Genomic DNA, 25004 nt, shown 5'->3' with positions numbered 1-25004 from the left:
TCTCAGCGCGATCGCTAACGTCTGCGAGATGATGATTTCCGCATAATCTCCAGCAACCAAAACAGCAGTGTTGCACTAAGCACAATCATGAGCCAAACCGAAGATTGCCAAATAACAATTACTACACCCGCGATCGCAATCAGGAGTAAGATGAGCTGAAGGAGTAAGAAAATCGGTCGATACTTAGAAGTTCGAACGGCTAAGGGGCCTGTAAATTGTAGCCATCCATAGAAGAGTTGTAACGATTTATCGAAAATATTATAGGTAAGGCTTTTGCGTAAGATTGAGGAACGCTTACCTAATGTCGTTAAGACAATATTTCTCAAAATTAGAGCGAACTGGGTTGAAATATTGGCCAAGATAATGCGCGGAATACTATCCAACACAGTCTCTTGACCCACATTGTATTTTTCCCGGAAAAACCTCTCGCTATTCCCCTGGGATAAATGGGTAATTGCTTCCTCGGCTAATCTGGAAGCCGCTAGCGCACTCACGTTGCGATCAAAGTACCCGGGTACTGGATGATATTGAGGTCTTTCTTCCTCTTCAATGTTAGTTGATTTACCTCGATTTTTAGCTGAATTATTAGGTTGAAGTCGCTGTCTGTTCCAATTAAGTTGTTCGGCAATTTCATCTTGGAGAACGTTCGTTAAATCGGTGTTTACAATTTCGCGATGGCCTTCCAGTACCAAAGTACTGAGTAATCGCTCAATCGTCAATTTAAGTTGTTGCTCTGTCAGTTTTTCTGGGTACGATAGTTTCCTAAGATAGCTAATAATTTGGGTTCGTTCGGTTTCGAGGATATTCGGTAAGGACTCATTTAGCAAAAATTCTAAATAATTATCTGTAAAGGCTTCAAACTCTGGTGTCCCTCTGCGACAGTTACCCTGACGTTCCAAAAATTCTGGAAACTTTTTCACGGATTCAGGTGTTAACAGCGCTTCCAAAATCCGATTGAGTCCATCTAGCCGTCCCCAGAGGATATCATTAGAACGCCAAGATTTCTTAAAAAATCCACCAAAAGCAAATAAGGTATCTCCTGCTAATTTATCTTCTAGCGTTTTCCCTTCTCCTAATCCCATGCTGGCATCGTTAGGACTAATCCGAATGGTTTCAATGAGTTCTTTTTCCTTCAAATTCATGAGATATTCAAAGGGATAAACGACTTTATCCAAATTTCTAAATTGTTTAAAATAAGGGAGAATTTCTTCCGAGGCACTTAGCTGGCTTGTTTCAATTAAAGCTTCTGATGCAAGTTCGACTTTGCGTAAAATCGTTTCAAAATACTCATTTTCTTGGTTGTCATAATTAAAGGCAGGATTTTTCCAAATCTTTTCTTCAATCTCTTGTGGGCTTTGCAGTTTATTAATTTTTTGTTTAAATTGCAACAAAATGCCAGAAATTAGGGTTTGAGATAACCATTCATGATAAAATGGCTCTCTAGCCTTCAACGGTAAACTTTGGAAAATATTGGCTGGTATTTCTCCTAAATCTGAGCCTTCATCCGGTAAAAAATTCTCTAAGCCAACAGCATCTAGTAAAAAGCGGTGAAGTCGTAGCAAGCGCTCATAGAAATGACCCCGCATCTGATTATCCAGCTTGGGTTGTGCCAGTAATTCATAAAAACAATCACTGACTATCGGATTGCTTAATAACTGATTTAAGGCTTCGCGAATCACTTCCAAAAGTTTAATTTGGCGCGATACACTTTCGGATAAATAACGAAGTTTTTGATATTCGACTAAATTAGATTCCGTTTCCAGGCGTTGACAAAGGATTTGGATAAGATAGAAGTGCTTTCTTAAGCTGTATTCAACATCTAAGTTCCGAATTTGTTTCTCAAAAGCTTGGCGAATTTTATCTCGTTTTCCCTTTTCTTTCTCTCTCGTAATCGGCTCTGCTAATACATTGGCGGCTTTTTCTAAGTAGGCTTGTTTTTGCGAATCAATTCTAAAGTCCTGATCCATTCTCAATACTAGAGGTAGGACGCGATCGCGCAAGCTAATCAGACGACTTCGCAGATAAATCGTCTCTTTAATATCGCTCGCCTCTAACGTTGCCGTTGTTGAATCCGTGGGAGCCTCTGTATCGGCAAGAAGAATCTTGTAACGCCTGACTTTCTCATTATGCGTTTTGATCGCTTCTAAATCATTCCCAATACTTTCATACATGGGTATTCCAATTAAAGAATCTTGGATAATCTGTAAAGTATTGGGCTTACCTATATTCTTGAAACCATCCTGATCAATGAACCGATCTGGACTTGGATCGATATAAAATAATTTGCGATCAACAGGACGGTTGATGGTGCGATAGTACATCTCCTTAATCGTGTAACTAAAAGGACGATTATCCAATACACCGCCATCTACGAAGTATAATTGATGTCCTTGACCTTGGAGATTCTCAACAAACTCCCGATTATCGAGTTGACCCCACTCCACTAATTTTTGATCGATTTTATTGTTGCCCTTTAGTTCCACATCAACTACAGGAAAAGCTACGGGAAAACAAGAAGTAATTCTACAAAGTTTAGCCAAAGATTGGCAAGTTTCTTCGGGGAAAATCGGAATCAAATCTTGATTTCTTTTGAGATTAAAAGGCTCCTTTCTCCCCCGACGATGTTTGAGCTGAAAAACCGCCCGATGGTCTTTAATTTCAATCACCCTTCCCGTGTCATCAAAGGTTTTATAAATTCGCCCAAAAATATCTGTGCCTGTAATAAATAAATCAAGTTCATTAAAATCGGATACCCATTCTCCTTGAGGAGCAGAATGCTTATTGTTATAGCCCTTTTCAAACGCTTCTTTGAGCTGGTTTTGATAATAACCTTCGCCATTTAAAACAGACTCAACTTTTGTCTGGCTAGAACTCGGTTCCCGCAGAAGTTGAAGAATATCGCCACTTTCCCGCCAAATATCAGCAAAGTTAGCAAAATCAACCACTTCTTTTAAATCGCTGTTTGCCAAAGCATAACTGAGAAGAACACCATTAATGCCGCCAGCGGAGGTTCCCGATATAATATCGACAACAATATCCGAATCTGTAAGGGCTTTAATCAGTTTATAAATACCCCGCCCACGTACAGCATTATAAAATTCCCGACAGACTCCATTCATGTAAATGGCGAGTGAAACCCCACCATAAACAACCAGCCCTAAGCGAATTTCTCGACGAAAGTTAGGTTTTTTAAAGGTGTATTCAGACATGGATGTGTTTTCTGATTGCCAAGAAATAGGATGTGATTTTTCTCTAGACCCAATCTTGACATTAAACCCACATCTTTTACCATCCCCCTAACGCCCCCTGGGGGAGAACTCGCTGAGTGCAGCGCGACAGAAGTGTCTCTCTCGTTTTTAGGAGTAGTCCGAAAAACGTTCTTCCCTACTCCCCCACTCCCAAGTTGGAACGCCAATGAAAAACCCTACCCAGAAAGGGCGGGGTTTGAAATGTAATATCTTTGTTTCTTTATTGCCCATTAACCCTAGCACCCCTAAGCTGTGGCTGGCTCTACTTAAAGAGGGTTGTTTTTGTAAAGAGGGTTGGTATAAAAGATTGCCAGAGCGAGAGCTAAAAAAATCGTTTGACCTTGTTCAACAGCTACAAAAGGTTAATTCAAATAATAACCCCTCTTGAAAATAAAGATAATAAAATACAGTGATTACCAATCCCGAAAAATCTCATCAAAGTGATAGCCAAATCTCTTCAGCGCAAAGCCCTACCTCTCCCGCCTTTGATCTTGTTGCACTAACCTCCTCAGCAGATGGACTAAATGCCTTGACTCAGGTTCTATCTGCCCTAGCGCCTGACTTTCCTGTTCCAATTGTGGTCGTACAACATCTGTCCCCTCGGTATCCCAGCCTATTAGCTGAAATCCTCAACCGCCGTACTTCCCTGCAAGTCAAGCAGGCGGAGGAAGGAGGTCACCTGAGTCCTGGTAAGGTGTTTATTGCCCCACCCGATTATCACCTGTTAGTGAATGCGGATGGCAGTCTTTCCCTTTCCCAAACGGAAAAAGTGCATTTTGTGCGCCCTGCGGCGGAGATATTATTCGAGTCGGTGGCACAACACTACCAACAACGGGCGATCGCAGTCGTCTTAACTGGAGGCGATGGGGATGGCTCCACAGGAGTCCAAACCATCAAAAAAATGGGTGGGAAGGTGATTGCACAAGATCAAGCGACATCGAAAGTGTGGGGAATGCCTGCGGCTGCCATTGCCACCGGCTGCGTTGATTGGGTTTTACCATTGGATAAAATTGGAAAGGCTATTACCCAATTAGTGGTGTATGGACAGCTCGAAAACCAGGAGGGATGAGTATCAATCTAGACGATCCAACCTTTGAGGCATTACTAAACTATCTCAAGCGCACTCGCGGTTTCGACTTTACAGGCTATAAGCGTCCGTCACTGATGCGCTTGACGAAAAAGCGGATGCAACTCGTAGGAGCAGAGTCGTTTACGGACTATCTGGATTACCTGGAGGCAAACCCACTTGAGTTCAACTATCTATTTGATGCTCTACTGTTGAACGTCACTACGTTTTTCCGGGATTTACCCGCCTGGAACTATCTCGCTCAAGAGGTAATTCCCCAAATTCTGGAAATGAAGCCAGACAATGAGCTAATTCGCGTTTGGACGGCTGGCTGTGCTTCCGGTGAGGAAGCCTATACAATTGCCATAATTCTCGCGGAAATTCTTGGAGAAGAGGCATTCCGATCGCGGGTGAAAATCTACGCCACGGATTTAGATGAAGACGCTGTTAGTTATGGTCGCCTCGCCTCCTATACCGCCAGACAATTAGGAAATCTTCCTCAACCTCTGCGCGATAAATACTTCGACTCCACACGCAACGCCTACACGTTCCGCGCTGATTTGCGCCGATGCGTGATTTTTGGTCGCAACAACTTGGTTCAGGATGCTCCCATCGGTCATCTGGATTTGCTGATTTGCCGCAATACCCTGATGTATTTCAATACGGAGACTCAAGCACGCGTCCTCGCCCGTTTTCACTTCGCTCTCAAAGACAGGGGATTTCTATTTGTCGGCAAGGCGGAGATGCTGCTAACTCATGCCAATCTCTTTACACCGGTTAACCTCAAGCATCGAATTTTTGCCAAACTCTCCCAGGTGTCACTGCGCGATCGTCGATTAGTTCTTGTAGAAGCGGGCAACACCGAGGTCGCTAACCATGTGATGAGAAATATGCGTTTGCGGGATGAAGCTTTCGAGAGTCTATCCGTCGCCCAAATCGTGATGGATATGCACGGTAAGCTAGCCATCGCCAACCGACAAGCTCGCATTTTGTTGAATCTCACCAACGCCGATCTGGAACGCCCTCTACAGGATTTAGAACTCTCCTATCAACCTGCTGAACTGCGATCGCTCATCCAGAAAGCTTATAGCGAACGCCGCCCCCTCCAGATCAATAATGTGGAATTCTCGAAGGTGGGCGAGAGTAATTCCATCTGGTTAGACATTGACATTATCCCTTTAATGGATAGCCAGGGTGAACTCTTGGGCGTGTTAGTGGTGTTCCAGGATGAAACGCGCTACTACCAGTTGCAACAGAAACTTTTGCGTTCTACTCAGGAAGTGGAAACCGCTTATGAAGAACTCCAGACTGCCAACGAAGAACTAGAAACCACTAACGAAGAACTCCAAAGTACCAACGAAGAACTAGAAACCACCAACGAAGAACTCCAGAGTACCAATGAAGAATTGGAGACAATGAACGAGGAGATCCAATCTTCTAACGAGGAACTCCAAGCCACGAATGACGAACTGCGCGCTCGTACCGACGAATTTAAGTGCGTCAACGCCTTTTTGGAATCCATTCTCACCAGTCTACAGATGGGAATGGTCGTTTTAAGCAACCGCCTTTCTGTTCAACTTTGGAACGGTGAAGCCGTCAATTTATGGGGAATCCCCAGTAATGAGGCTGAAGGATATTTTTTCTTTGATTTGGATTTGGGTTTGCCCGTAGAGCAACTCAGGGAACCCGTCCGCGCCTGTCAAAATGGAGCATCAGATTACCAAGAGATTGTATTAGAGGCGGTTAACCGTCGCGGCCAATCCATCCATTGCCGGGTGATCTGCACACCCCTGATTATTACGAATCAGCAACAAGGCGTGATTCTTTTAATGGAGGACATTACCCATAAAAAACAGCCGTGAAATGAGCCAAATTGCTCAGGCCCTAAAAAACACCGAACCCGCCTACTAGGGGCGGGTTGATACAGTAAGAATTACCAGTCAGAATCGAGTTAATTAACGATAAAACAGGAAAGAAAGACAATAGATTTGCATCAACTAGTGGTGGACTCAATAACGCCACTACCCTAAGTTGGCTTGACACCTAAATTCTGTTACAAAAGACCTAAACCTTGGCGAAATGTCCAGCCCGTTAGCACAATCAATGAGAAATTCAAAGCGCGGCGGACACGACCAGATTTTTTTAGGTGTCTTCTCTTGAGGAGCAGCGCTGGATTGGAGCAGGCTCGGCACAGGCTCGAATCCTAGGTTTAATACGAAGGTTCTTTGACTTCGTTGTGCCTATTTAAAAATTACCATTGAATTTTCGGAAGGGAACCGATAATTTACGAAAATTTAGCATCATTAACGTCTAGCAATAATCGAACAACTTTCTTGAACAGACGGCTTGAATCAAGGGTGCTGTCACAATACCACTGGAGACTGATTGTTTGAAACGATAAAATCTGTCTAGGGGTTAACATCGTGTGGACTCATACTGTTTGTGCCATAGCGATGCCTGCTCAAAGCATTGGCTTGTGTGTTCTGATTCTGGTTCTCTGTTTTAAAGCGGTTAACATATGCCTCGCATCAAACGTCGTCACTTTTTGCAATCTACGGCTTCGCTGCTTGCGACTCTAGGTTTCAGCCAACTGGATCTTCAAAGAGCAGGCGATCGCTACGGTCGTGTTCTGGCTCAAGGGACACCGCGTAAACTGGCTTTGCTCGTGGGGATTAATGAATATCCCGAAACTGGTGAATATAGTGCTTTGCGGGGATGTATCACCGATGTCGATATGCAGCGACAACTCCTGATCAACCGCTTTGGTTTTAATCCCAAAAACATTCTCACCCTGACGGATAAACAGGCCACGCGTCAAGGCATCCTCACAGCCTTTGAGGAACACCTGATTAAGCAAGCCCAACCTGGGGATGTGGTGGTGTATCACTTCTCCGGACATGGTTCCCAAGTGCGTGACCCGGATTGTGATGCGTCCAATTGTCTCAACAGTACCTTTGTGCCTGTCGATAGTGCCGCCGCCACGGGCACTCGTGGGTCAGGAGATGTTGTGGAAGATATCATGGGGCATACCTTGTTTCTGTTGATGTACGCCCTGAAAACAGAAAATGTCACCGTCGTCCTCGATAGCTGCCACTCCGGGGGCGGCACGAGAGGAAATCTCCAAGTGCGATCGCTCAGAGGCGGCGATCAACTTCAAATCGCCAATACTGAACGAGAATATCAGCAGCGGTTGCTGTCTATGGTGAATCTTTCACCAGAGGACTTTAAGCGACTCCGCCGCCAAGGGGTGGCGAAAGGCGTGGTGATTGCCTCGACCAAACCCGACCAACTGGCCGCCGATGCAGCCTTCCACGATATTTATGCCGGTGCCTTTACCTATGTCATGACCCAATATCTGTGGCAGCAAACCAGGAATGAGGCACTCGGTGGCATAGTGGCGAATGTGGCTCGGAGTACTAAAAAAACGTCATTTACAGAGCAAGAACCCTTAGTCGAAGTCAAGCTGAACAGCGACTATAAGCAGCGCAACATGTACTTTGTTGAGCAACAGACGCCACCGGCAGAAGCCGTGATTGTGGGGGTAGAAGGCGATCGCGCTCAAGTGTGGTTGGGCGGCCTTAACCCCAAAAGTCTGCAAGCCTTTGATCAAGGAGCAATTTTCTCCATTATCGATCCCCAAGGCAACCCCCAAGGACAAGTCATTTTGGAATCACGCCAAGCACAAACATTAATGGGCCAGGGCAAACTGTTGGGCAAAGCTCAACCGGGAGCGTTTTTGCAGGAACAAGTGCGAGGGGTTGCCAACAATGTCAGCTTGTGCATTGGCCTTGACCCCTCCCTGGGCAACGACGCCACAGCCGCCAAACAAGCTCTGCAATCCATTCGGCGTATTGAAGCCATACCCCTGCAACAAAAGGAAGTGCATTACATCTTCGGGCGCATGACCGATGCTTATTCCCGACAGTTGCAACAACAGAGAGTCACAAAACTGCCTCCAGTTGGCAGTGTTGGCTTATTCACTCCCGGACTAGAGTTAATTCCTGACTCCTTCGGTACGGCGGGTGAATCCATCAGCGCTGCCACTAATCGCCTCCAAGCCAAGCTTAAATCCTTGCTAGCCGCCCATCTTGTAAAACTCACTCTCAATTCCGATTCATCCCGCCTGAACGTAACGGCAGCGATGAATCGAGAAGATCAAAAGCAAGTTCTCGCTACCGCTTTCACCGTTCGAGGGGCTGTGGGTCAAGAGTCTTTCCCCAATCGACCCACTCAACCCCTGCCTGCTGATGCCAGCAAGTTACCCCTAGGAACACGGGTGCAGTTTCGCATTGACAACAAGGAATCTCGCGAACTCTATATCAGCATCCTCGTGATCGATCCAACGGGTGAGATCTCGGTAATCTTCCCCAACCAATGGAGTGCAACCGACGATGTGATGCGAGTCAAAGCGGGGCAGACGGTACAGATTCCTGACCCCAGCAAGGGTGATAATTTTGCCCTGGTGGCTCAAGAACCGAAAGGAGTCGCAGAAGTGTTAATTATCGCCAGTGCTACCCCCATGAGCAAGGCGCTTCAAGGCTTACGGGAAGTTGCCACACGGGATAGAAGCACCAGAGGGCCATTGACTCCCAATGAACCCACGGAGGTGATTGGCAATTTTCTCGATGACCTTGACACGGGAACTCGTAGCAGTCGAAGCTCCAACTTGGGAGAGCCAAGTCAAGGCGTTAAGGGTGTGGATACCAGCCAGATGGCGGCAATGTCGATTACTTTTGAGGTGATTTGAAGTGAGTTAACAATTCAAATAAGTGTATCGGCTCAGACTCTTCTCATAGTTTTGTAGCAACAGTTGAGATTCTTCCAGGGTAATCCGGTTCTCTTGCAGGGCTTGCTCGGTGCTACGGCGGATACTTTCTACCAAGTCTTCGGCATCGTACTGCACGTAACCCAAAACCTCTTTCATGGTGTCGCCTTTCACCACATGTTCTATTTCGTACCCCCTAGGGGTTAAGTGGATGTGGACGGCGTTGGTGTCACCAAAAAGATTATGTAGGTTGCCCATAATCTCTTGGTAGGCACCGGCTAGAAATAAACCCAAGTAGTAAGGTTCTTTGGATTGGCGATTGGCGATTGGGGAATGGGGATTGGGGGAATTTGGGATGGGAGATGAATCCCTCTCCCCTACTTCTCTAAGAGGGTGTAATTCCAACACCGATTTGACATCCCGCAGGTCAATAAATTTGGCAATTTTGCCATCACTGTCACAAGTGAGATCCGCTAAAATCCCTCGGCGCGTCGGTTCTTCATTGAGTCGATGGATGGGCAGAATCGGGAACAGTTGGTCAATCGCCCAGGAATCGGGTACGGATTGAAAGACGGAGAGGTTGACGTAGTAAATCGACGCCATCGTTTTTTCCAAGTCTTCCAAGTCATCCGGAACATAATCCTGAGTCCTGGCAATTTCCAGAATCTTATGGCAGCATACCCAGTAGAGTTGCTCTGCTCTAGCCCGCTGGGTGAGGGTGAGATAACCCAGACTAAACAAGCTTTTCGCTTCTTCTAGAAACTGAAGGGCGTCGTGATAGGCTTCCTGGTAATTCTCGACGTTGATGTTACTGTAGGTTTCCCACAGGTTGCGAATAATCAGATGTTCTTTTTCCTGCAACGGCACAGGTGTTTCGGATGGAACATCGCTCGTGCCCAGAACATCGAAGACGAGAACCGATTGATGGGAGGCGATCGCTCGACCACTCTCACTCACTAAAACGGGTACAGCTAACTGACGTGCCTCACATGCTTCCTTGACCTCGGCCACAATGTCATTGGCATAATTTTGCATGTTGTAGTTTTTCGAGGCATAGAAATTGGTTTTGGAACCGTCGTAGTCGATCGCTAAACCGCCGCCGACATCAAGGTAGTGCATATTAGCACCCAAGGCGCTCAGTTCAACGTAAATCTGACTAGCTTCTCGGATGGCATCTTTAATCACACCAATGGCAGAGATTTGAGAGCCAATATGGAAATGCAGCAATTGCAATGAATGGAGTATCCCTGCTGCACGAAGTTGTTCAACACAACTCAAGATTTCAGGAAGTGTCAGCCCAAATTTAGCGCGATCGCCAGTGGATTCTCCCCAACGTCCCGTGCCTTTTGTCGTGAGTTTGGCTCGAACTCCCAGGATGGGTTCGATTCCTAACCGCCGTGCTGCCTCGATCACCAACGGCACTTCTTCGAGTTGTTCAAGAACAATCACGGGTTTGTGGCCAATACGTATCGCTAATAGAGCGGTTTCTATATATTCCTGGTCTTTGTAACCATTACAAATCAGCAAGGAATTAGGCGTCTTCAAGGTTGCTAGGGCAATCATCAGTTCCGGTTTAGAACCCGCTTCTAGACCGAATTGATACGGTTGACCAAATCGCACCAAATCTTCAACCAGATGCCGTTGCTGGTTACATTTGACGGGAAAGACGCCTTGGTAGGTGCCGGGGTACTTGTAACGAGCGATCGCTTTGGCGAAACAAGCATTCAACCGCTCGATCCGGTCTTCCAAGATATCCGAAAAGCGAATTAACAGGGGTAACCCCAGATTTCGTTGTCGCAGGGACTCCACGAGTTCAAATAAATCCAGAGAACCGCCGCGATCGCCTTTGGGGGAAACCGTAACATGACCCGCCGCGTTAATTGAAAAGTAGGGCTCTCCCCATCCCTGAATGCGATAAAGCTTCTCACTATCCTCGATTGCCCAGGATTTCGTAGGAGATAACTGATGGGACGGATTGGGTTCAACACCAGCAGTGGCTTTAATTTTGAGCTGCGTTTGCTCCTCGTTGGCGCTCTCTTCTAGTGTGTTGCCTGCTTTGGGCGTCAACTTTACCCCCATTCTCTTGAGTCCCCTACCAATAACTGTCTCTTGTCGCCACTCTAGCGCATTTGTTAGCGATCAAAGAATTTTAGATTTTGCATTTTAAAATGGGGTTAGTTTCAAATCGCTGGGTAAAATTTACCTAAGGAATTCAGCCTTGGGTCTATCAGCCGTAACGATGGTAAACTGGCTGTTTTAGGAAGTCGTTGTCAAAACAAGCGTCATCGCTTTTGGCACTGAAATCCCATCGCGTTGAAAAATGAACAAGTGGCTAAACAGGAAAGCCATGCTAAAATTCCGACAGCATGGTGACTTATACCTTGTAACAATGCGAACACTACGCTTTAGCGTTAGCTTCGCTTCACCCATGTCTCAAGATTATCCTGACCGTTAAGGGCGTCGATGCTCAACATATCTAGTAATCCGTCTGAACTGCAACACCGTTTACAGGCGTTCAAGCAGTTGCTCTACAAACATCCGTTTGCCTTTTGCGGTGGACTGTGGGTAGTGCTCGTCTTTCTAGCCGGACTGGCAACGTTAGGTCTGTTTAACCCAGGGCCAATGGAGGAAGGGGGGTCTCGACCATTACCTCCTCACACGACGTTTGAGAAGGTTACGGCAAAACCTCGTAATTTCAAGATCTGGAAACCCTCGACCCCAGAACCCACTCCTGTAACGACGCAAAAAGACTCGACACCAGAACCAGTCCCTTTTACGAGTGTTGAGGAATCCACGCCTAAACAAGATTTACCCCTGTCGCTGTTGGGTGCAATTGCCCTGGGATGTGCAGGCGGGTCTTTGTTGCTGACTCAACTCCTGAAATACTCTGCTGAGAGTTATCAAAATTCAAGACGGTTAAAACCCGTGGGAACAATCCGCAAAAGACGGCGGAATCCACCCCCAAAGAGTCGTTCCGTTCCTAAGCCGCCACAGCCAGTGAGTTCAAAACCCAACTCCCAGGTTGTGAACAAGTCAATCGTCACCAATGCTCGTTCTCTGGCTCAGATCACCGTATTGCCACCCGAACAGAGCCATCCTCTCGATGGGGGCAAGGAGAGTCTGGCTGAGATGATGGATTTACGCAAGCGATACACTCTTTCTTCGCTGATGCGTGATAAATAGTTCAGTCAGTAGCCGGAATCGGCCTTAGCCGTTGATAAGCTAATGCCTTGTGACGCTCAACTCTTGAAGTCATGGCTACTTTGCCGCTAAAAGCGATCGCCAATCTTGAATCGCTTTTTCCGTCCACAGCCAATTTTTGCTCAGGGCATCGGGTTGAAAATTCACCGGGTCATTACTCATCACATATTGGCGCATATTCAGGGATTTGCTCAACAGACTAGCCCGTTGAGCCGCTGGCTGCTTTTGAGCCTCTTGCCGCAGTCCCAAAGCCAACCCAGCATAGATATTCAGGGTTTCTCGGTTCGGAGTGCCTGGTGCCACATTGCCCCCAGATTGTGAGGCGGTTATCACTTGCAGCGCCTCAAACCAGGCATTGTTGGCGCGACCATAATTGCCTTCCGTATAGTAGGCAAATCCTAGGGCGCTCAGGTAAGGAACAGACTTGGGCTGACCTTTGCGAGCCATCTCCCAATATTTTCGGGCATCGCTTAGATCGTAGTTTTTGCTCCCTGTTCCGTTTTGTTCTTTTTTGAGCGACTGCCATGCGAGACGTCCCCTTAAGAAAGACACCGCGGGGTCATCGAGTTTCGCTATGGGAACAGCCCCCAAAGCCGCTTCCGCTGGTGGCAAAGCTTCTCGATTCAGTAATTCCTCTACAGCCGTAAGTCCTGGCGCGATATTTCCCTGACTGAATTGTTCGATCGCCAGCGCTGTCACTTTGGGGGTGTCAAGTTTTGCTACATTATTCGTCCCCTCGGTGGTGGGTAGAGTGGGAATGGAGGGGTTTTGCTGAGTCACATCCCCGATTTTGGGATTACGGCTTTGGAGAGCCAAAAAGCCTAATAAGGCGATCGCTAAGGCTCCCATCGCCCCGATCAGGAGCCACACCCTTGGAATCGCACGTAACTTTTGCCACCCGCGATTTAAATTCTTAGAGGGTGTGTGTTCAACCACTTGGGTGGTGCTGGTACGAGTATCCGGTTGAGGAGATGATGTGCCAGTTGCCCCAGAAGACGCGCTGATGGATTCCCTGTGTGAAGCCGGTGTGGAGTCAGAGGCATGGGCCGATAATTCCCAACTCGCCGCCTCTGAGCGATTTCTCGACCCATGTTCCGTGTCAATATTCGGTCGTGCCACTTCACTGTTCGGCGGAGACGACGGCTCTATCTGATTGAGCAAACCCCGAATAAAGTCCGCCGGGTCTTCCGCGTCTGGATCGTCTGAAGCATTTAAATCCTGGAAAAAGCTGTCTAGCTCATCCTCATCATCTGGGGGCAGGGGGGGTCTGGCAGAGCGGGTAAAGATGATATCCTCCGCTTTCGGCACCAAGGGCGGGTCAGGAAGTTCGGAGATCACAAACAGTTCTTCCCGTTTCTCTTGGGTGTCATTCGACAGGAAACCATCAAACTCTGGATGGAGATAGAGAACCGGGAGTGCCCAATACAACTGGTTTGACCCGTAAGCAGAAATCAATCCCTGCCTTGCTCGACTCAGGCTCAGATCAATGGGATAGCCTTGATTGAGATTGCGGTAAAGCAGCCGTGTCAGGGTCAGAGCCACCTCATCCGGAATCCGCTCCGCCATGGCTAAAACCCCAGGAATCCCTCGTTTCACCAGCGCTTCTGCCAGATTCCGCTCTTTTCCATTCTCTACAGCCTTGGATGTGGCTGTATAGGCACCGCGACAGGAGTTAAACACTGCCAGTTGGACACCATTATTGACCAGCAATCCCGCTAAATCGTCGCCGTTCAGGGTTTCTGTGAGACCGGTTCTGTTACTGACTAGGTAAACATCTCCGCCGGAGTCACCTAAATTACTGTGACCCGCGTAATGGAAAACTTGATATTGACCTTGTTCCAGCGCTTGAGTGAGTTGTTCCCGTCCCGGTTGTTCCAGAACCGTCAGTTGAATTGCAGGAGGGCCATTGGGAGTCCGTCTTTGGAGTTCTTCTTGTAGGTGACTCGCTTCTTGTGCCAGTTCCAACATGTCCTGGTCACTCGGACCCGAAATCACCATGAGAATTTTCAGGGGTTGATTCGGTGAACAGAGGAACCTCTGGTTCGGGTTCCACAGTCCTGGACTCAATTGGTACCGGGAAAAGGCGACATCGATGCCAGTGGCTAGGGGGCGATCGCCCGCGTGCATCACTTCCCAAGGCAAACGAGGTAAGCGTGTTCCTTTCAATCCTAGACGCAGCCGCAAAACCTGACGTTGATTTTGGGCGATCGCTTGCGCCATCATCCAGCTATCTCTCAAGCTACCTTGAAACAGAGCATTGTAGAGTTCCTGGCCTAGCTCAACCAGATTTCGCGTGGATGCATTGGCGGGTTCATCCCATTCCGACAAGAAAAAGACATCTTCAGTCAACGCCCCACCGCCCTGCAACAAGCCCAAGAGTGGGTCATTCATCAGTTGACGCGCCTGAGTTAACCAATGCTCCACTGGCCAGTGGACTTGCTCTTCTGCCAAGGGGACTCCTGGGGCGACGCGTTCAATTCGCACCAAATACTCGTCTTCTCCTAAGGGAGTCACAGAGATGTGAAATTCCTGTGCCACTGCTACTGAGTCAATCCTGCTTAAATTCGAGGGCATTTAGCTGAATCGTGAAAAGGCTGGAGGATGCAATACCCCTATCTATTCTTAGATACCTTCAATTGCCTGAAAGTTTCCCAACTTTTTCCGGATAACTACCGCTCATCTCGGAAGAGTGGAATGGTAGATGCACCCTGATTGACGTTCCCTGGCTCACCGGTTTGAGTCGGGGATTTTTTTTTAAGTGGGAAGTAAGAACTGAGGGATTAAACTTAAAACGGTGATTAAGGCTCAAGGATGAAGCAAGAACGTCCTATTTCATCCGACTTCAAGGGAGTTTGACGCTCCCGGCCTGTCAAGAACGACCCAACAAGGCTTGTAGGTAGGGGTTTCTAATCCAAGACGTCTTTGTACTTCATACTTCATACTTCACCCTTTATACTTCAGATTAGTTTTTGGCCTAATACCTCGTTCACTATTGTAGGGCGCAAAGACCAAGGTGTCTGAGCGCACTTTGTCAAGTGGCCTATTCGGCTTCTCCGATCAGGGTGAATGACGCCCAATTTTTGGGGTGGGGATGTTGTTTTAGGGTTGTGAGCATGGCTTGGCGTAAGGCTTGGGCTTTGTCGGGGTATTTTTGCAGATTTTGATAAAAATGAGTCATCAAGGAGGCTGTAGGGGCATCGGGGACTGCCCATAGGGATACAATCACACTGGGTACACCCGCACTAATTAAGGCGCGAGACAGTCCAATCACGCCATCCCCGGTAACGCGACCCCTGCCGGTGTCGCAGGCACTCAAGACGACTAATTCAGCATTTAATTTTAAATCAAGGATTTCTTCAGCGGAGAGAAGGCCATTAACCCCCCCTGTCCCTACCGGAGTTGGGGCGGATGCCGCCAGTGGGGTCTGCGCTTTAGTGATAGCGTTGCCAGACGCAGTTGGGATGGGGGAGGCGGAAGGGTCTGGAGCCAAGGCTATCGCACTTCCCAATCCTCGAATATCATCTAAAATGCCATGGGTGGCGAGGTGAATGATTCGGGCAGAAGGCATTTTTGCCACAATAGTTGATTTGGTTCCTTGCTTACCCGTAATGGCTTGTGTATTTAGGATACTAGCCACTGCGATCGCTTCTTGTTCGGCACCCGGTAGCGGCGGCAATGGCTGGGGAGGTTCTCCAATTTTGGGCGGTACGCTGGGCATGGTAGGATTCCCCAGCACTAGGGCCTGATTTTTCTGTAAAGGCACGCTATGCCTTGCCTCTACCTGTTGGCGCTGCTGTTGCGTTAAATCCAATACCTGAATTGAGGGAGCCGTGAGGATAGTATGTTTTTCAATCAGGTACTTTCCTGAAGCATCTTGGAGTGCCGGGAAGGGAACGAGGAACAAAGATGTTTGTGGGATGAAAATGACGTGGTCTTCTACGTTAGTCGGTAGGAGGTCGGCAATGGGTTCAATTAAGATTTGATGGAGTTGCTGCAATCCCTCTCCTTTGGCAGACTCAGCGGTCTGTACCGCGACAAGACCACCGCGACACTCATTGCCACAGATGAAGGCACGGCTGCTAGCCACCAGCTCTTTTAAAGATGAATAATTCAGTTTTTCCAGTAGGGGTGTGAGCTCAACCGAGCGGAAGGCAATCTCTCCTGTGGGTTTGACTACCCAAATAAATAGCTTTTCCCCGTATTTTCCTTGAGTTTTAACCTGATCCTGAATAATCGAATATTCAACGAGTGTGGCGTTTTGCGTTTTGGCAATTTGTTTAATCTGCTCGATGGTAGGGGGTTGAAAGTTAGAAGGTTGGGCTGAACCTTCAACCTGTAACCTACTAGCCAGTAACTCCACAAAAGCTCTGGCTCTCCCGCGTTCAGCAATTTCTAAGGCTTCTTCGGGTTGATTTTGGGCGATAAGGACGTTTTGCAAAACACGGTATATACCAGATTGCATGTCAAAAAGCGACACTTTAAACTCGTCTTTGTTGCCCAATTTTTCCCTTATAGATTCCAAAGCCTCAATTCCAGCGCGGAGACTGTTTTCTGCTTCTACGAGATTGCCAGACCTAAAATAAGCCACTCCGATCTCGGATAAAGTATTTCCTTCACCATAGAGTTCGCCACTTTTCTGGGAGATAGCTAAAGCCTGCTTGTAATACTCTATAGCTTTGGCAGAGTCACCCAAGTTCAAGTAAGACCGTCCCAACTTGTTGAGAGATACCCCCTGGTTATAGCGATTACCTATCTCCTTGTAGAGAGCTAAACTTTGTTGGTAGTACTCTATAGCCTGAGCATAGTCTCCTTGGTCAGAGTAAATCGATCCCAAACCACTCAGAGCATTTCCCTCGGCGTTGCGATTGCCGATGTCCCGTGAGATGACTAAACCCTGTTGGTAGTAGTCTCTGGCCTTGGTATACTTCTCCAGACTCCTATAAGCATTTCCTAGAGTGTACAAAGCATTTCCTTCCCCAGCGCGTTCGCCGATTTCTCTGGAGAGGGCTAAACTCTGCTCGTAGTAATCAATTGCCTTGTTATTGTCGCCGATGTAAGAGTAAACCTCTCCCAACTGAAATAAAGTGTTTGCTTCGTCAGGGCGTCTTTTAAGCTCTCGTGAGAGGGCTAAGCTCTGCTCATAGTAATCGATCGCCTGGGCATAGTCATTCAGCCAATAGTGTCCAAATCCCATGTTGAACAGAGCCAGCTGCTTGCCTTTGGGATCGCCCATCTCATTGGCAATCCGTAAGCTCTGTGTGTGATAATCTACCGCCTTGGCATAGTCCCCCAGATCATGATAAGTCCATCCCAGATTGGTGAGCATCAGCCACTCTCCCTGGCGGTTTTGAAGTTCCCGTGCCAGGGTCAAAGCCTGCTGGTACAACTCAATGGCTTTGTTATAGTCTTTTTGGGCTTGGTAAGCCAATCCCAGACCGGACAGAGATAGCCGTTCTCCTTGGCGGTTTTGCCGTTGTCGTGCCAGGGTCAAACTTTGCTGGAAAGACTCGATCGCTTTGCTATAGTCTCGTTGGGCCTGGTAAGTATTTCCCAGATTCACCAGAACTTCTTGTTCTAACCGTTGATTCTGGATTGCTCGTGCAATTGTCAAACTTTGTTGATAGACCTCAACCGCCTTGGAGTAGTCTTTCATCCAGTAGTAAGCATCCCCAAGACTGTTAAGGATACTTGCTTCTAAAGCACGATTCTGAACTTGTCGTACAATGACCAAACTCTGCTGATAGGAGTCAATGGCTTTGGAGTAATCTTCTAGCCAGTAGTAAGACATTCCTATGCTTTTAAGAGCTTGTGCTTCCCCTTGAGGGTTTTTCAGTTCTCGTGCGATCGCTAAACTCTGTTGGTAGTACTCAATAGCCTTGGTATAGTCTTCTAGGGCATGGTAGACCTCTCCTAGATTCATCAAAATTGGTCTTTCTAACTGTTGGTTGTTAGTTTCTCGTGCAACAGTCAAACTCTGCTGATAAGCTTCGATGGCTTTGTTATGGTCTTTCATCCAGTAGTAAGCCATCGCGATACGGTTAAGCGTATTCGCTTCTAAATCACGATTCTGAACTTCTCGTGCAATGACCAAACTCTGCTGGTAGGAGTCAATTGCCTTGGGGTAGTCTTCTAGCCAGTAGTAAGACCATCCTATGTTGTTGAGAAGTTGCCCTTCTTCCTGACGGTCTTTAAGTTCTCGTGCCAGGGTCAAACTCTGCCCGAAAAACTCAATTGCTTTGGCATAGTCTTTTTGAGCATGGTAAACCCATCCCAGACTGGCTAGAGTGTTCTTCTCTTCCAATCGATTCTTAACTTCCCTGAAAATTGCCAAAGCTTGGCTTAAAGATTCCAGCGCTTGAGGATAGTTTTGTTGAAAGTTGTAGTCTATGCCAATGCCCAACAAGGCAAGCCCTTCACCCTGGCGATAACCCATGTCTTGGAACATCGCCAAAGCTTGCGGGTACAGCGCCAGCGATTGAGAATACTTTCCTTGTGAGCTATAAACGAATCCAGTCTCAAGAATCGTCACGCTTTCCCAAAAGCGATTACCAACTTTTTTATTAACAGCTAAGGCTTGCTCTAAAGACTCTAAAGCACGGGACGGTTCACCCAAACCGTTGTAAACCCATCCCATCCTGGCAAGAGATTCTCCTTCTCTGAAGGTATCGCCTGCCTGCCGACGAATTGCCAAGGCTTGCTGTAAGGTTTCCAGTGCTTTGGGATATTGATTCAAACCTGTATAAACTGCGCCGATGTTATTGAGCGTTTCTCCTTCACCCGTGCGGTCTTTTACTTCTTTACGAATCGCCAGCGCTTGCTGAAATATTTCTAACGCTTTGGGATATTGACGTAGATCAAAGTAAGTTTCTCCAATATTATTAAGTGTTTCCCCTTCGCCCTGGCGGTCTTTGATTTCTTTCTGAATAACCAGCGCTTGTTGCAACGTTTCCAGCGCTTTGGCATATTGGCTCAAATGGATGTAAACAGCCCCGATGTTATTCAGGGTTTCTGCTTCTAAAGAGCGGGCAGAATCGCCTAGTTGTTGATAAATTATCAGGGCTTTTTGATACGTCTGTAACGCTTCTCGAAACTGACCGCCACGAAACTGCTGAATTCCTTGTTGTAACAGTTGCTCTGCTTGAATGTTTCGGTCTTGAGCGCTTGGTACTTGTGCTAAATCCTCTGGAATTTTGATTGAAGTTTCTGATAAGGCAGACTGGCTTGATTGCCCGTAAAGGGGAGAGGCGAGAGAAACAAGCAGAGTGACTGTAGCAAGGCTAAAGCCGTATAGACGGGGATGCATCAAATTAGTCCTACCTCATCTAGCTCAAACGTGATTAGCTGATGAATCAATATCTCTCACAACTTGAGGGCTTATGCAAATCTCCTAATCACCTTCATCCATACGGCTATAGCAGTCGCCAAGGTGATTAGGACAAAGCAAAATACTGAAACCTTGACCAATCAATCTTTTCCCTTTTCCCTTTTCCCTTTTCCCTTCTGCCTTCTGCCTTCTGCCTTCTGCCTCCTCGTCTCGTATGAACTCCGGTGCCTTTTGCCATTAAAAAACCCGCCCACCCAACAATGGCTGGGTAGGCGGGTTTTCACACTGGCGTGAGCGAGTACCGTGTTTCTGATTAACTTTGTTAGCACAAGATTACTGTCGAAAATCGGTCGTGCCCCGACTCTCTCGACTAATCGAGTACCTTAAAGGACTTGACTTCCAGAACCGGGCCAATCATGGCGAAGGTCATTACATCATCTCGTACCTGTCCTTCAACCTTGACCTTAAGGTCAGATTTCTTTAACTCATCTGGGGCATCCTTGAGTTCATAAGTTTCCCCGGAATCTGTCACCAGTGCCCAAGTTCCTGGCCCTAGTCCTTTGCGTTCGATAACACCTTTTACATTAATACTCATGCCGTTTTCATTTCTCCTTTCGAGGCTAGATAAGCAAGTCCGAAGCACAGGAGGGCATTGGCAACGAGGAAGACGCGAGCCACAACGCCGCTACCCAACCATAATAGGCTGGGTGACATTACTGCACTCACCGCCAAACAACTCGCGACACCGAGGGCAGACCCAATCGCCACCCACTTCCATTGCTGATGTCCGAGTAGCAACGCGAGTAAGATAAACGGAATCAGCACACTGGCAAAAATGGGGTTGAGCATACTGCTACCTTGAATAGCGCTACCCAGTTCGGGAATGGAACTGCCCATCACTCGGAACGGCCACTGCGGCAGGTCGAAGATATAAAGACCACGCAGGACAAACAATCCAGAACTCCCCGCCACTAGGCCAGTGGTGAGTGACAAACTCCAGATCGGTAAGTAATTCCGCAGGAACCAAGCCAGCAGATAAGAACCCAGAACCATCGCGATTTTAGGCAGTAACATCACCGTTCCACCGTCAATCCAGAAACGAGGATTGAGATAACCGTTATCCCGTAACCAGCGGAAGAAGTCCTTGAAAGTGATTTGTCCTTTGATTGCCAACTTCACAGCAGCGGCAGCATCGAGATGGCCGGCACCAAAGTGATTGAGGGGGTCTTGTTGGATGACTCGTGCCGATTTTGTCAAGATATCGGCAATTTCATCCGGTTCTTTGATCCCAGCCGCTTTGATTAAGGCTGCCACCCCGGCAACGTGGGGAGAGGCCATACTGGTTCCTTGGAAGCCAGCGAAAATGGGTTCACCGGTTTGTGGGTCGATGGTTTCTTGTAAAATCTTACCGACTTCACTGCCACCGGGTGCTGAGATATCCACACCTGCGCCAAAGTTGGAGTAGGGGGCTTTGGTACCAGCGGAATCCAGCGCGGAAACGCCGATAACATGAGGATAGCGGGCGGGGTAAGAGGCTGAATTGTCATTGGAATTACCAGCCGCGGCGATGATGACAACTCCTTTTTGGTGGGCGTAGTCGATCGCTTCTTTCATCAACTGGCTTTCACCGCCGCCACCGAGACTCATATTAATGACATCGGCACCGTTGTCAGCGGCAAAGCGAATCGATTCGGCGATATCCGCTACTGTACCGCCGCCACCTCCACTCAATACTTTTAACGGCATTAGAGTCGCTTCGTAAGCAATCCCGGCAACGCCATAATTGTTGTTGGTAGATTGAGCCACCGTTCCAGCAACGTGGGTACCATGACCATTGTCATCGAATGCCTCGGCTCGATCGTTGACGAAGTCGTAGCCGTTGACAAACTTTGTATCTTTCAAATCGGGGACAGGGCTAATGCCGGTGTCAATGACTGCAACTGTGACACCACTGCCCTTTGTATCGTCCCACGCCGATTCAACGTTGATCTGCCGCAGGTTCCACTGCTGACCGTAGTCGGGGTCGTTGGGCACCTCGGAGATTTTATAGATATAGTTCGGTTCAATAAATTCCGTGAACTTGCCCAAGCCTAACTTTTTCAGTTGGGCGATGGTTTTGCGATCGCCTCTGGCAATATATACATGGTCAGGAGCTGAAAATTCACTATTCAGGCGAGGTTCCAGTCCGTACTGGGCAGCCAGTAAATTGACTTTCGCGTCAATCTCAGCCGCTGGCACATCTTCCCGGAAGTCCAGCACAATCGACTCAAACTCCCCCTGATTCGCTAAACCCTTAAAGTTAAATGGGGCAAAAAGCAGCCCCAATATAAACAAACACGCTATCAAAAACTTTCTCATGGCAACCCGTCCGCTGTCGCGCCAGTTTAACCACTACCATAGCTCATGTGCCTCCGTGTGGGAGCTGATGTTGCATTATGTTTAACGCTGATTGGCTAGAGGCGAAAGTGCCAATCAAGGGTAGGCTAAAGAGTAGTGTCATTACTGTTGCTACAGGGTGGAAAAAATAGCCCAAGATGGAACGCGGTTTACTCTGGTTACCTTTACTCGCAGCATTTATCTGGCTGGCTTGGTCAGGTTGGAACGAATATCAGAAAGTCGAAGCCTATCGCCACTGGGCGTCTCAGTTTGAGCGGGCAAAGTACGATATTTATGCCGTGCTGGGTCAAAAAGGGAGTGATTTAACTTGGGGAAAACCCACACGCCAAGGGCCTGTTGAGTTAGAAACCTTCTCGCTTCAGGATGTGCAAGCCATTCACTTGCTAGTGGATCAGCAGAGGGCGGACTTGGACAAAGCCCCACAAAAAGGTCGTGCGATCGCTCTTGAATTTCTTCTTCCTGAACCCGCTGCCTCTATCAAAGTTCCTTTTACAGAAGTTCCCCTCGCCGCTGAATGGGGAAAGTTTTTACAACAACAATTACAACGATTGCGGCTCGAACCGACCGAATAGGGTTGAGCAGTAAACCTTTATTGAGGTTCTCAAGTGTTGGTGATTCATCGCCGACTCTCTATCTTTTTGCAGAAAGATTTTCTGTATCTTGAGGAACAATTTAATGGAACTTTAGATAACTCCCTGGATGGACGCTTTGCCAAACCGACGCAGCTAATCTGGAGAAGAAGATAAGAGGTTTCAAGAAATCGACCTCTTCATCCTGAATTCAGAGCGCTGCTCTGAGTTTCCACCCTTTAATCAACACTTGTTCAAATTCTACGAAAAGGCAGAAACGTTCAGGCTAATTTTTGCCTAAAACTAAGGAGATATCCATGAGCGGACAGTATCATAAAAATCCCATTACAAAAATTTTGAGCCTGGTAGGCGTTGCTAGTGCCAGTGTTTGCTTGAGCCTTCCCGGATTCGCACAACTGAGTCCTAATACGGCTGATACAAATCAACCTCTGAATAATGTCAATAGCCAAACTGACTCTACGATGACAGATGGGCAACTCATGGCCCAGGGTATGTCTGGAGATGGAGTCAATAACACTTGTGGAGGCTACGAAGGCAATGCTACTGCCGGGGGAGGCTTCTATTGTGCACGTTCCCGCATGAGTATTAATGGTGGAAATAACTCCCAATATAGAATGACACCTCAGGGACGTTCCTCTACAACTAATTCACCTTCAACGACAGGTGAAGGCTATCCTGGAACTGGGGTCAGACCTCAGGGTGTAGATAGCAACATGAATCAAAATTCAAATAATTCAGGCGGTAACGCCCCCAATGAAACTCCTTCTCAGGGGGGTTCTAACACCAATAGTGGGGGTTCCACGACCGGTGAAGGCTTTCCCGGCAATGGGGTTAGACCTCAGGGTACGGACAAGATGAACCGTTAATCTCTTCCACAGATCAATGAAGTTCAAGCTCACTTCGAGAAAAATCTAGGAGTCAGGAGCAAGGTTGACTTTAAGATTTTTAAGCCAGGATTTCTGACTTAGGTTTTATCGGTGATTGAGTGTGCAAAACTTTCATCCGTCATGAGGAGGGGCAGGATATTAGCCTGTCCCTCCTATGTTGCATTGAATTAAAAGTCGTTAAATTTTTAGGCATTCGGTTTAAGAGGCTTCTACTCCCAGAGAAATAATTTATAAATAGAATTTCTATCTATAGCTAGATGAAATAATTAATGAATTTAATAAAAATGATTGAAGTTAAATAATTTTCAGTGCTGTTGGAAAATCTCTACAAAATAAACTACTTTCAGCGAATTTTGTAGAACCTGTTTTGCCGGAAAAGCTAACAAAATTTGGGCACAGCGCTGGTTCGTAAATTCCCCCATAGACAGTCTCTAACAGGGCGATCAGTTCCCATGAACTCTATCTATCCAAAACCGCGAAAATATTTACGTCCAACAGCGCTGTTGCTTTCAGCCTTACTAGGAGTACCTTTCTTTGCGGGTTGCGCCAGTGAAACAAGGACGGCACCACCGCCACCCGTTGATGAGAGCAGGAGTGGGGCACAAACCTATCCAGCTCCTGGCAACTCACCCCAGGCCAAAAAAGGAATATCAACCGGGCAAAAAGTGGCTATCTTAGCTGGAGCGGCTGCACTTTACTACCTCTATAACCGACACAAAAACAAGCAAGAGCAGGGCGCACAGGGCCAGTACTACCTTTCTAAGAATGGGCGTGTTTACTATCGCGATGCCCAAAAGCGTGTTCACTGGGTAACACCGCCGCCGGGTGGAATCCAAGTCCCAGAGTCTGAAGCACAGCAATACCGGGATTTCCAAGGATATAACAATCGACCCACTGGTCGCGACTTAACAGATCTAGTTCCATCAGGAGCACAGTAATTCAATTCTGGCTAACACCAATTTTTGAGATCAGCGACGCCAAAAACGAGAAAAGTTCAACGGCGACAACGAAATAAAAACGGAGATTTATTATGGTGGATGGATTTTTCAAAAAGGTAATAGACGCGGTCACTGGAGATGAAGGGCAAGTTCGGGAAGAGGGTGACTACTATCAGCAGGCTCGCCCCGCCAGTGAAGACCCCTATGGTGATCCGGGAGATTACGGTTCCTACGGTGATGTCCGTCCCGCCAGTGAAGACCCCTACGGTGACCCAGCAGCTTACGGTTCCTACGGTGATGTCCGTCCTGCCAGTGAAGACCCCTACGGTGACCCAGGCGGGTATGGCGACTCCGGGCAATTCGGCGACGTCCGTCCTGCAAGCGAAGACCCCTACGGTGACCCAGGCGGGTATGGCGACTCCGGGCAATTCGGCGATGTTCGCCCTGCAAGCGAAGACCCCTACGGTGACCCAGCAGATGGTAACTACGGGCAATTCGGAGATGTTCGCCCCGCTAGCGAAGACCCCTACGGCGACCCGGCAGATCAGGAAAACTATTACTAATGCAGAGGCATTGTTTTAGGGATTA

The 25004-nt window shown here is 47.6% G+C and carries 14 protein-coding genes; 8 read left to right on the top strand and 6 right to left on the bottom strand.

Going from position 1 to position 25004, the window contains the following annotated elements; genetic code table 11:
- Window positions 1-14: 14 nt before the first annotated feature.
- On the bottom strand, window positions 15-3209 hold the full coding sequence (locus NDI48_01100; protein ID MEP0829801.1) for a patatin-like protein: 3195 nt from the start codon (window positions 3207-3209) through the stop codon (window positions 15-17).
- Between the two features lie 448 nt (window positions 3210-3657).
- Between NDI48_01100 and NDI48_01095 the strand changes: the two genes are divergently transcribed.
- From NDI48_01095 to NDI48_01085, 3 genes are all read left to right on the top strand, one after another.
- Window positions 3658-4317 carry a chemotaxis protein CheB gene (locus tag NDI48_01095; protein MEP0829800.1) on the top strand — a complete coding sequence of 220 codons (660 nt, stop codon included), beginning with the start codon at window positions 3658-3660 and terminating at the stop codon, window positions 4315-4317.
- The gene (locus NDI48_01090) at window positions 4314-6176 is read left to right on the top strand and encodes a PAS domain S-box protein (GenBank protein ID MEP0829799.1); all 1863 of its coding nucleotides are present in this window, start codon (window positions 4314-4316) and stop codon (window positions 6174-6176) included. The genes NDI48_01095 and NDI48_01090 overlap by 4 nt, the downstream gene beginning before the upstream one ends.
- 656 nt (window positions 6177-6832) lie before the next feature.
- Window positions 6833-9061, top strand: a complete 2229-nt coding sequence (locus NDI48_01085) for a caspase family protein (protein ID MEP0829798.1) — start codon at window positions 6833-6835, stop codon at window positions 9059-9061.
- A gap of 6 nt (window positions 9062-9067) precedes the next feature.
- On the opposite strand, the gene speA is transcribed toward NDI48_01085, so the two are convergent.
- Window positions 9068-11158 carry a biosynthetic arginine decarboxylase gene (gene speA / locus NDI48_01080; GenBank protein ID MEP0829797.1) on the bottom strand — a complete coding sequence of 697 codons (2091 nt, stop codon included), beginning with the start codon at window positions 11156-11158 and terminating at the stop codon, window positions 9068-9070.
- Between the two features lie 384 nt (window positions 11159-11542).
- Between speA and NDI48_01075 the strand changes: the two genes are divergently transcribed.
- Complete coding sequence (locus NDI48_01075; GenBank protein ID MEP0829796.1) at window positions 11543-12262, top strand: hypothetical protein; 720 nt, start codon at window positions 11543-11545, stop codon at window positions 12260-12262.
- A 75-nt stretch (window positions 12263-12337) separates the two neighbouring features.
- Here NDI48_01075 and NDI48_01070 read toward each other — a convergent pair whose 3' ends face one another.
- The 4 genes from NDI48_01070 to NDI48_01055 form a co-directional block, all read right to left on the bottom strand.
- Window positions 12338-14854, bottom strand: a complete 2517-nt coding sequence (locus NDI48_01070) for a CHAT domain-containing protein (protein MEP0829795.1) — start codon at window positions 14852-14854, stop codon at window positions 12338-12340.
- Between the two features lie 466 nt (window positions 14855-15320).
- On the bottom strand, window positions 15321-19583 hold the full coding sequence (locus NDI48_01065) for a tetratricopeptide repeat protein (protein MEP0829794.1): 4263 nt from the start codon (window positions 19581-19583) through the stop codon (window positions 15321-15323).
- Between the two features lie 391 nt (window positions 19584-19974).
- Window positions 19975-20199, bottom strand: a complete 225-nt coding sequence (locus NDI48_01060; GenBank protein ID MEP0829793.1) for a hypothetical protein — start codon at window positions 20197-20199, stop codon at window positions 19975-19977.
- Window positions 20196-21962 carry a S8 family peptidase gene (locus NDI48_01055; protein ID MEP0829792.1) on the bottom strand — a complete coding sequence of 589 codons (1767 nt, stop codon included), beginning with the start codon at window positions 21960-21962 and terminating at the stop codon, window positions 20196-20198. The genes NDI48_01060 and NDI48_01055 overlap by 4 nt, the downstream gene beginning before the upstream one ends.
- Before the next feature lie 176 nt (window positions 21963-22138).
- Here NDI48_01055 and NDI48_01050 point away from each other — a divergent pair, with 176 nt between their 5' ends.
- The 4 genes from NDI48_01050 (at window position 22139) to NDI48_01035 (ending at window position 24979) form a co-directional block, all read left to right on the top strand.
- On the top strand, window positions 22139-22573 hold the full coding sequence (locus tag NDI48_01050; protein MEP0829791.1) for a hypothetical protein: 435 nt from the start codon (window positions 22139-22141) through the stop codon (window positions 22571-22573).
- Between the two features lie 314 nt (window positions 22574-22887).
- Window positions 22888-23457 (top strand): hypothetical protein, encoded by a 570-nt coding sequence (locus NDI48_01045; GenBank protein ID MEP0829790.1) that lies wholly within the window; start codon window positions 22888-22890, stop codon window positions 23455-23457.
- A 473-nt stretch (window positions 23458-23930) separates the two neighbouring features.
- Window positions 23931-24416, top strand: coding sequence for a hypothetical protein (locus NDI48_01040; protein MEP0829789.1), 486 nt, complete (start codon window positions 23931-23933; stop codon window positions 24414-24416).
- 92 nt (window positions 24417-24508) lie between these two features.
- Window positions 24509-24979, top strand: coding sequence for a translation initiation factor (locus NDI48_01035; protein MEP0829788.1), 471 nt, complete (start codon window positions 24509-24511; stop codon window positions 24977-24979).
- Window positions 24980-25004 lie beyond the last annotated feature (25 nt).

Source organism: Microcoleus sp. AS-A8, assembly GCA_039962225.1.
Classification (GTDB): domain Bacteria; phylum Cyanobacteriota; class Cyanobacteriia; order Cyanobacteriales; family Coleofasciculaceae; genus Allocoleopsis.
This window is presented reverse-complemented; position numbering and strand designations above follow the sequence as displayed.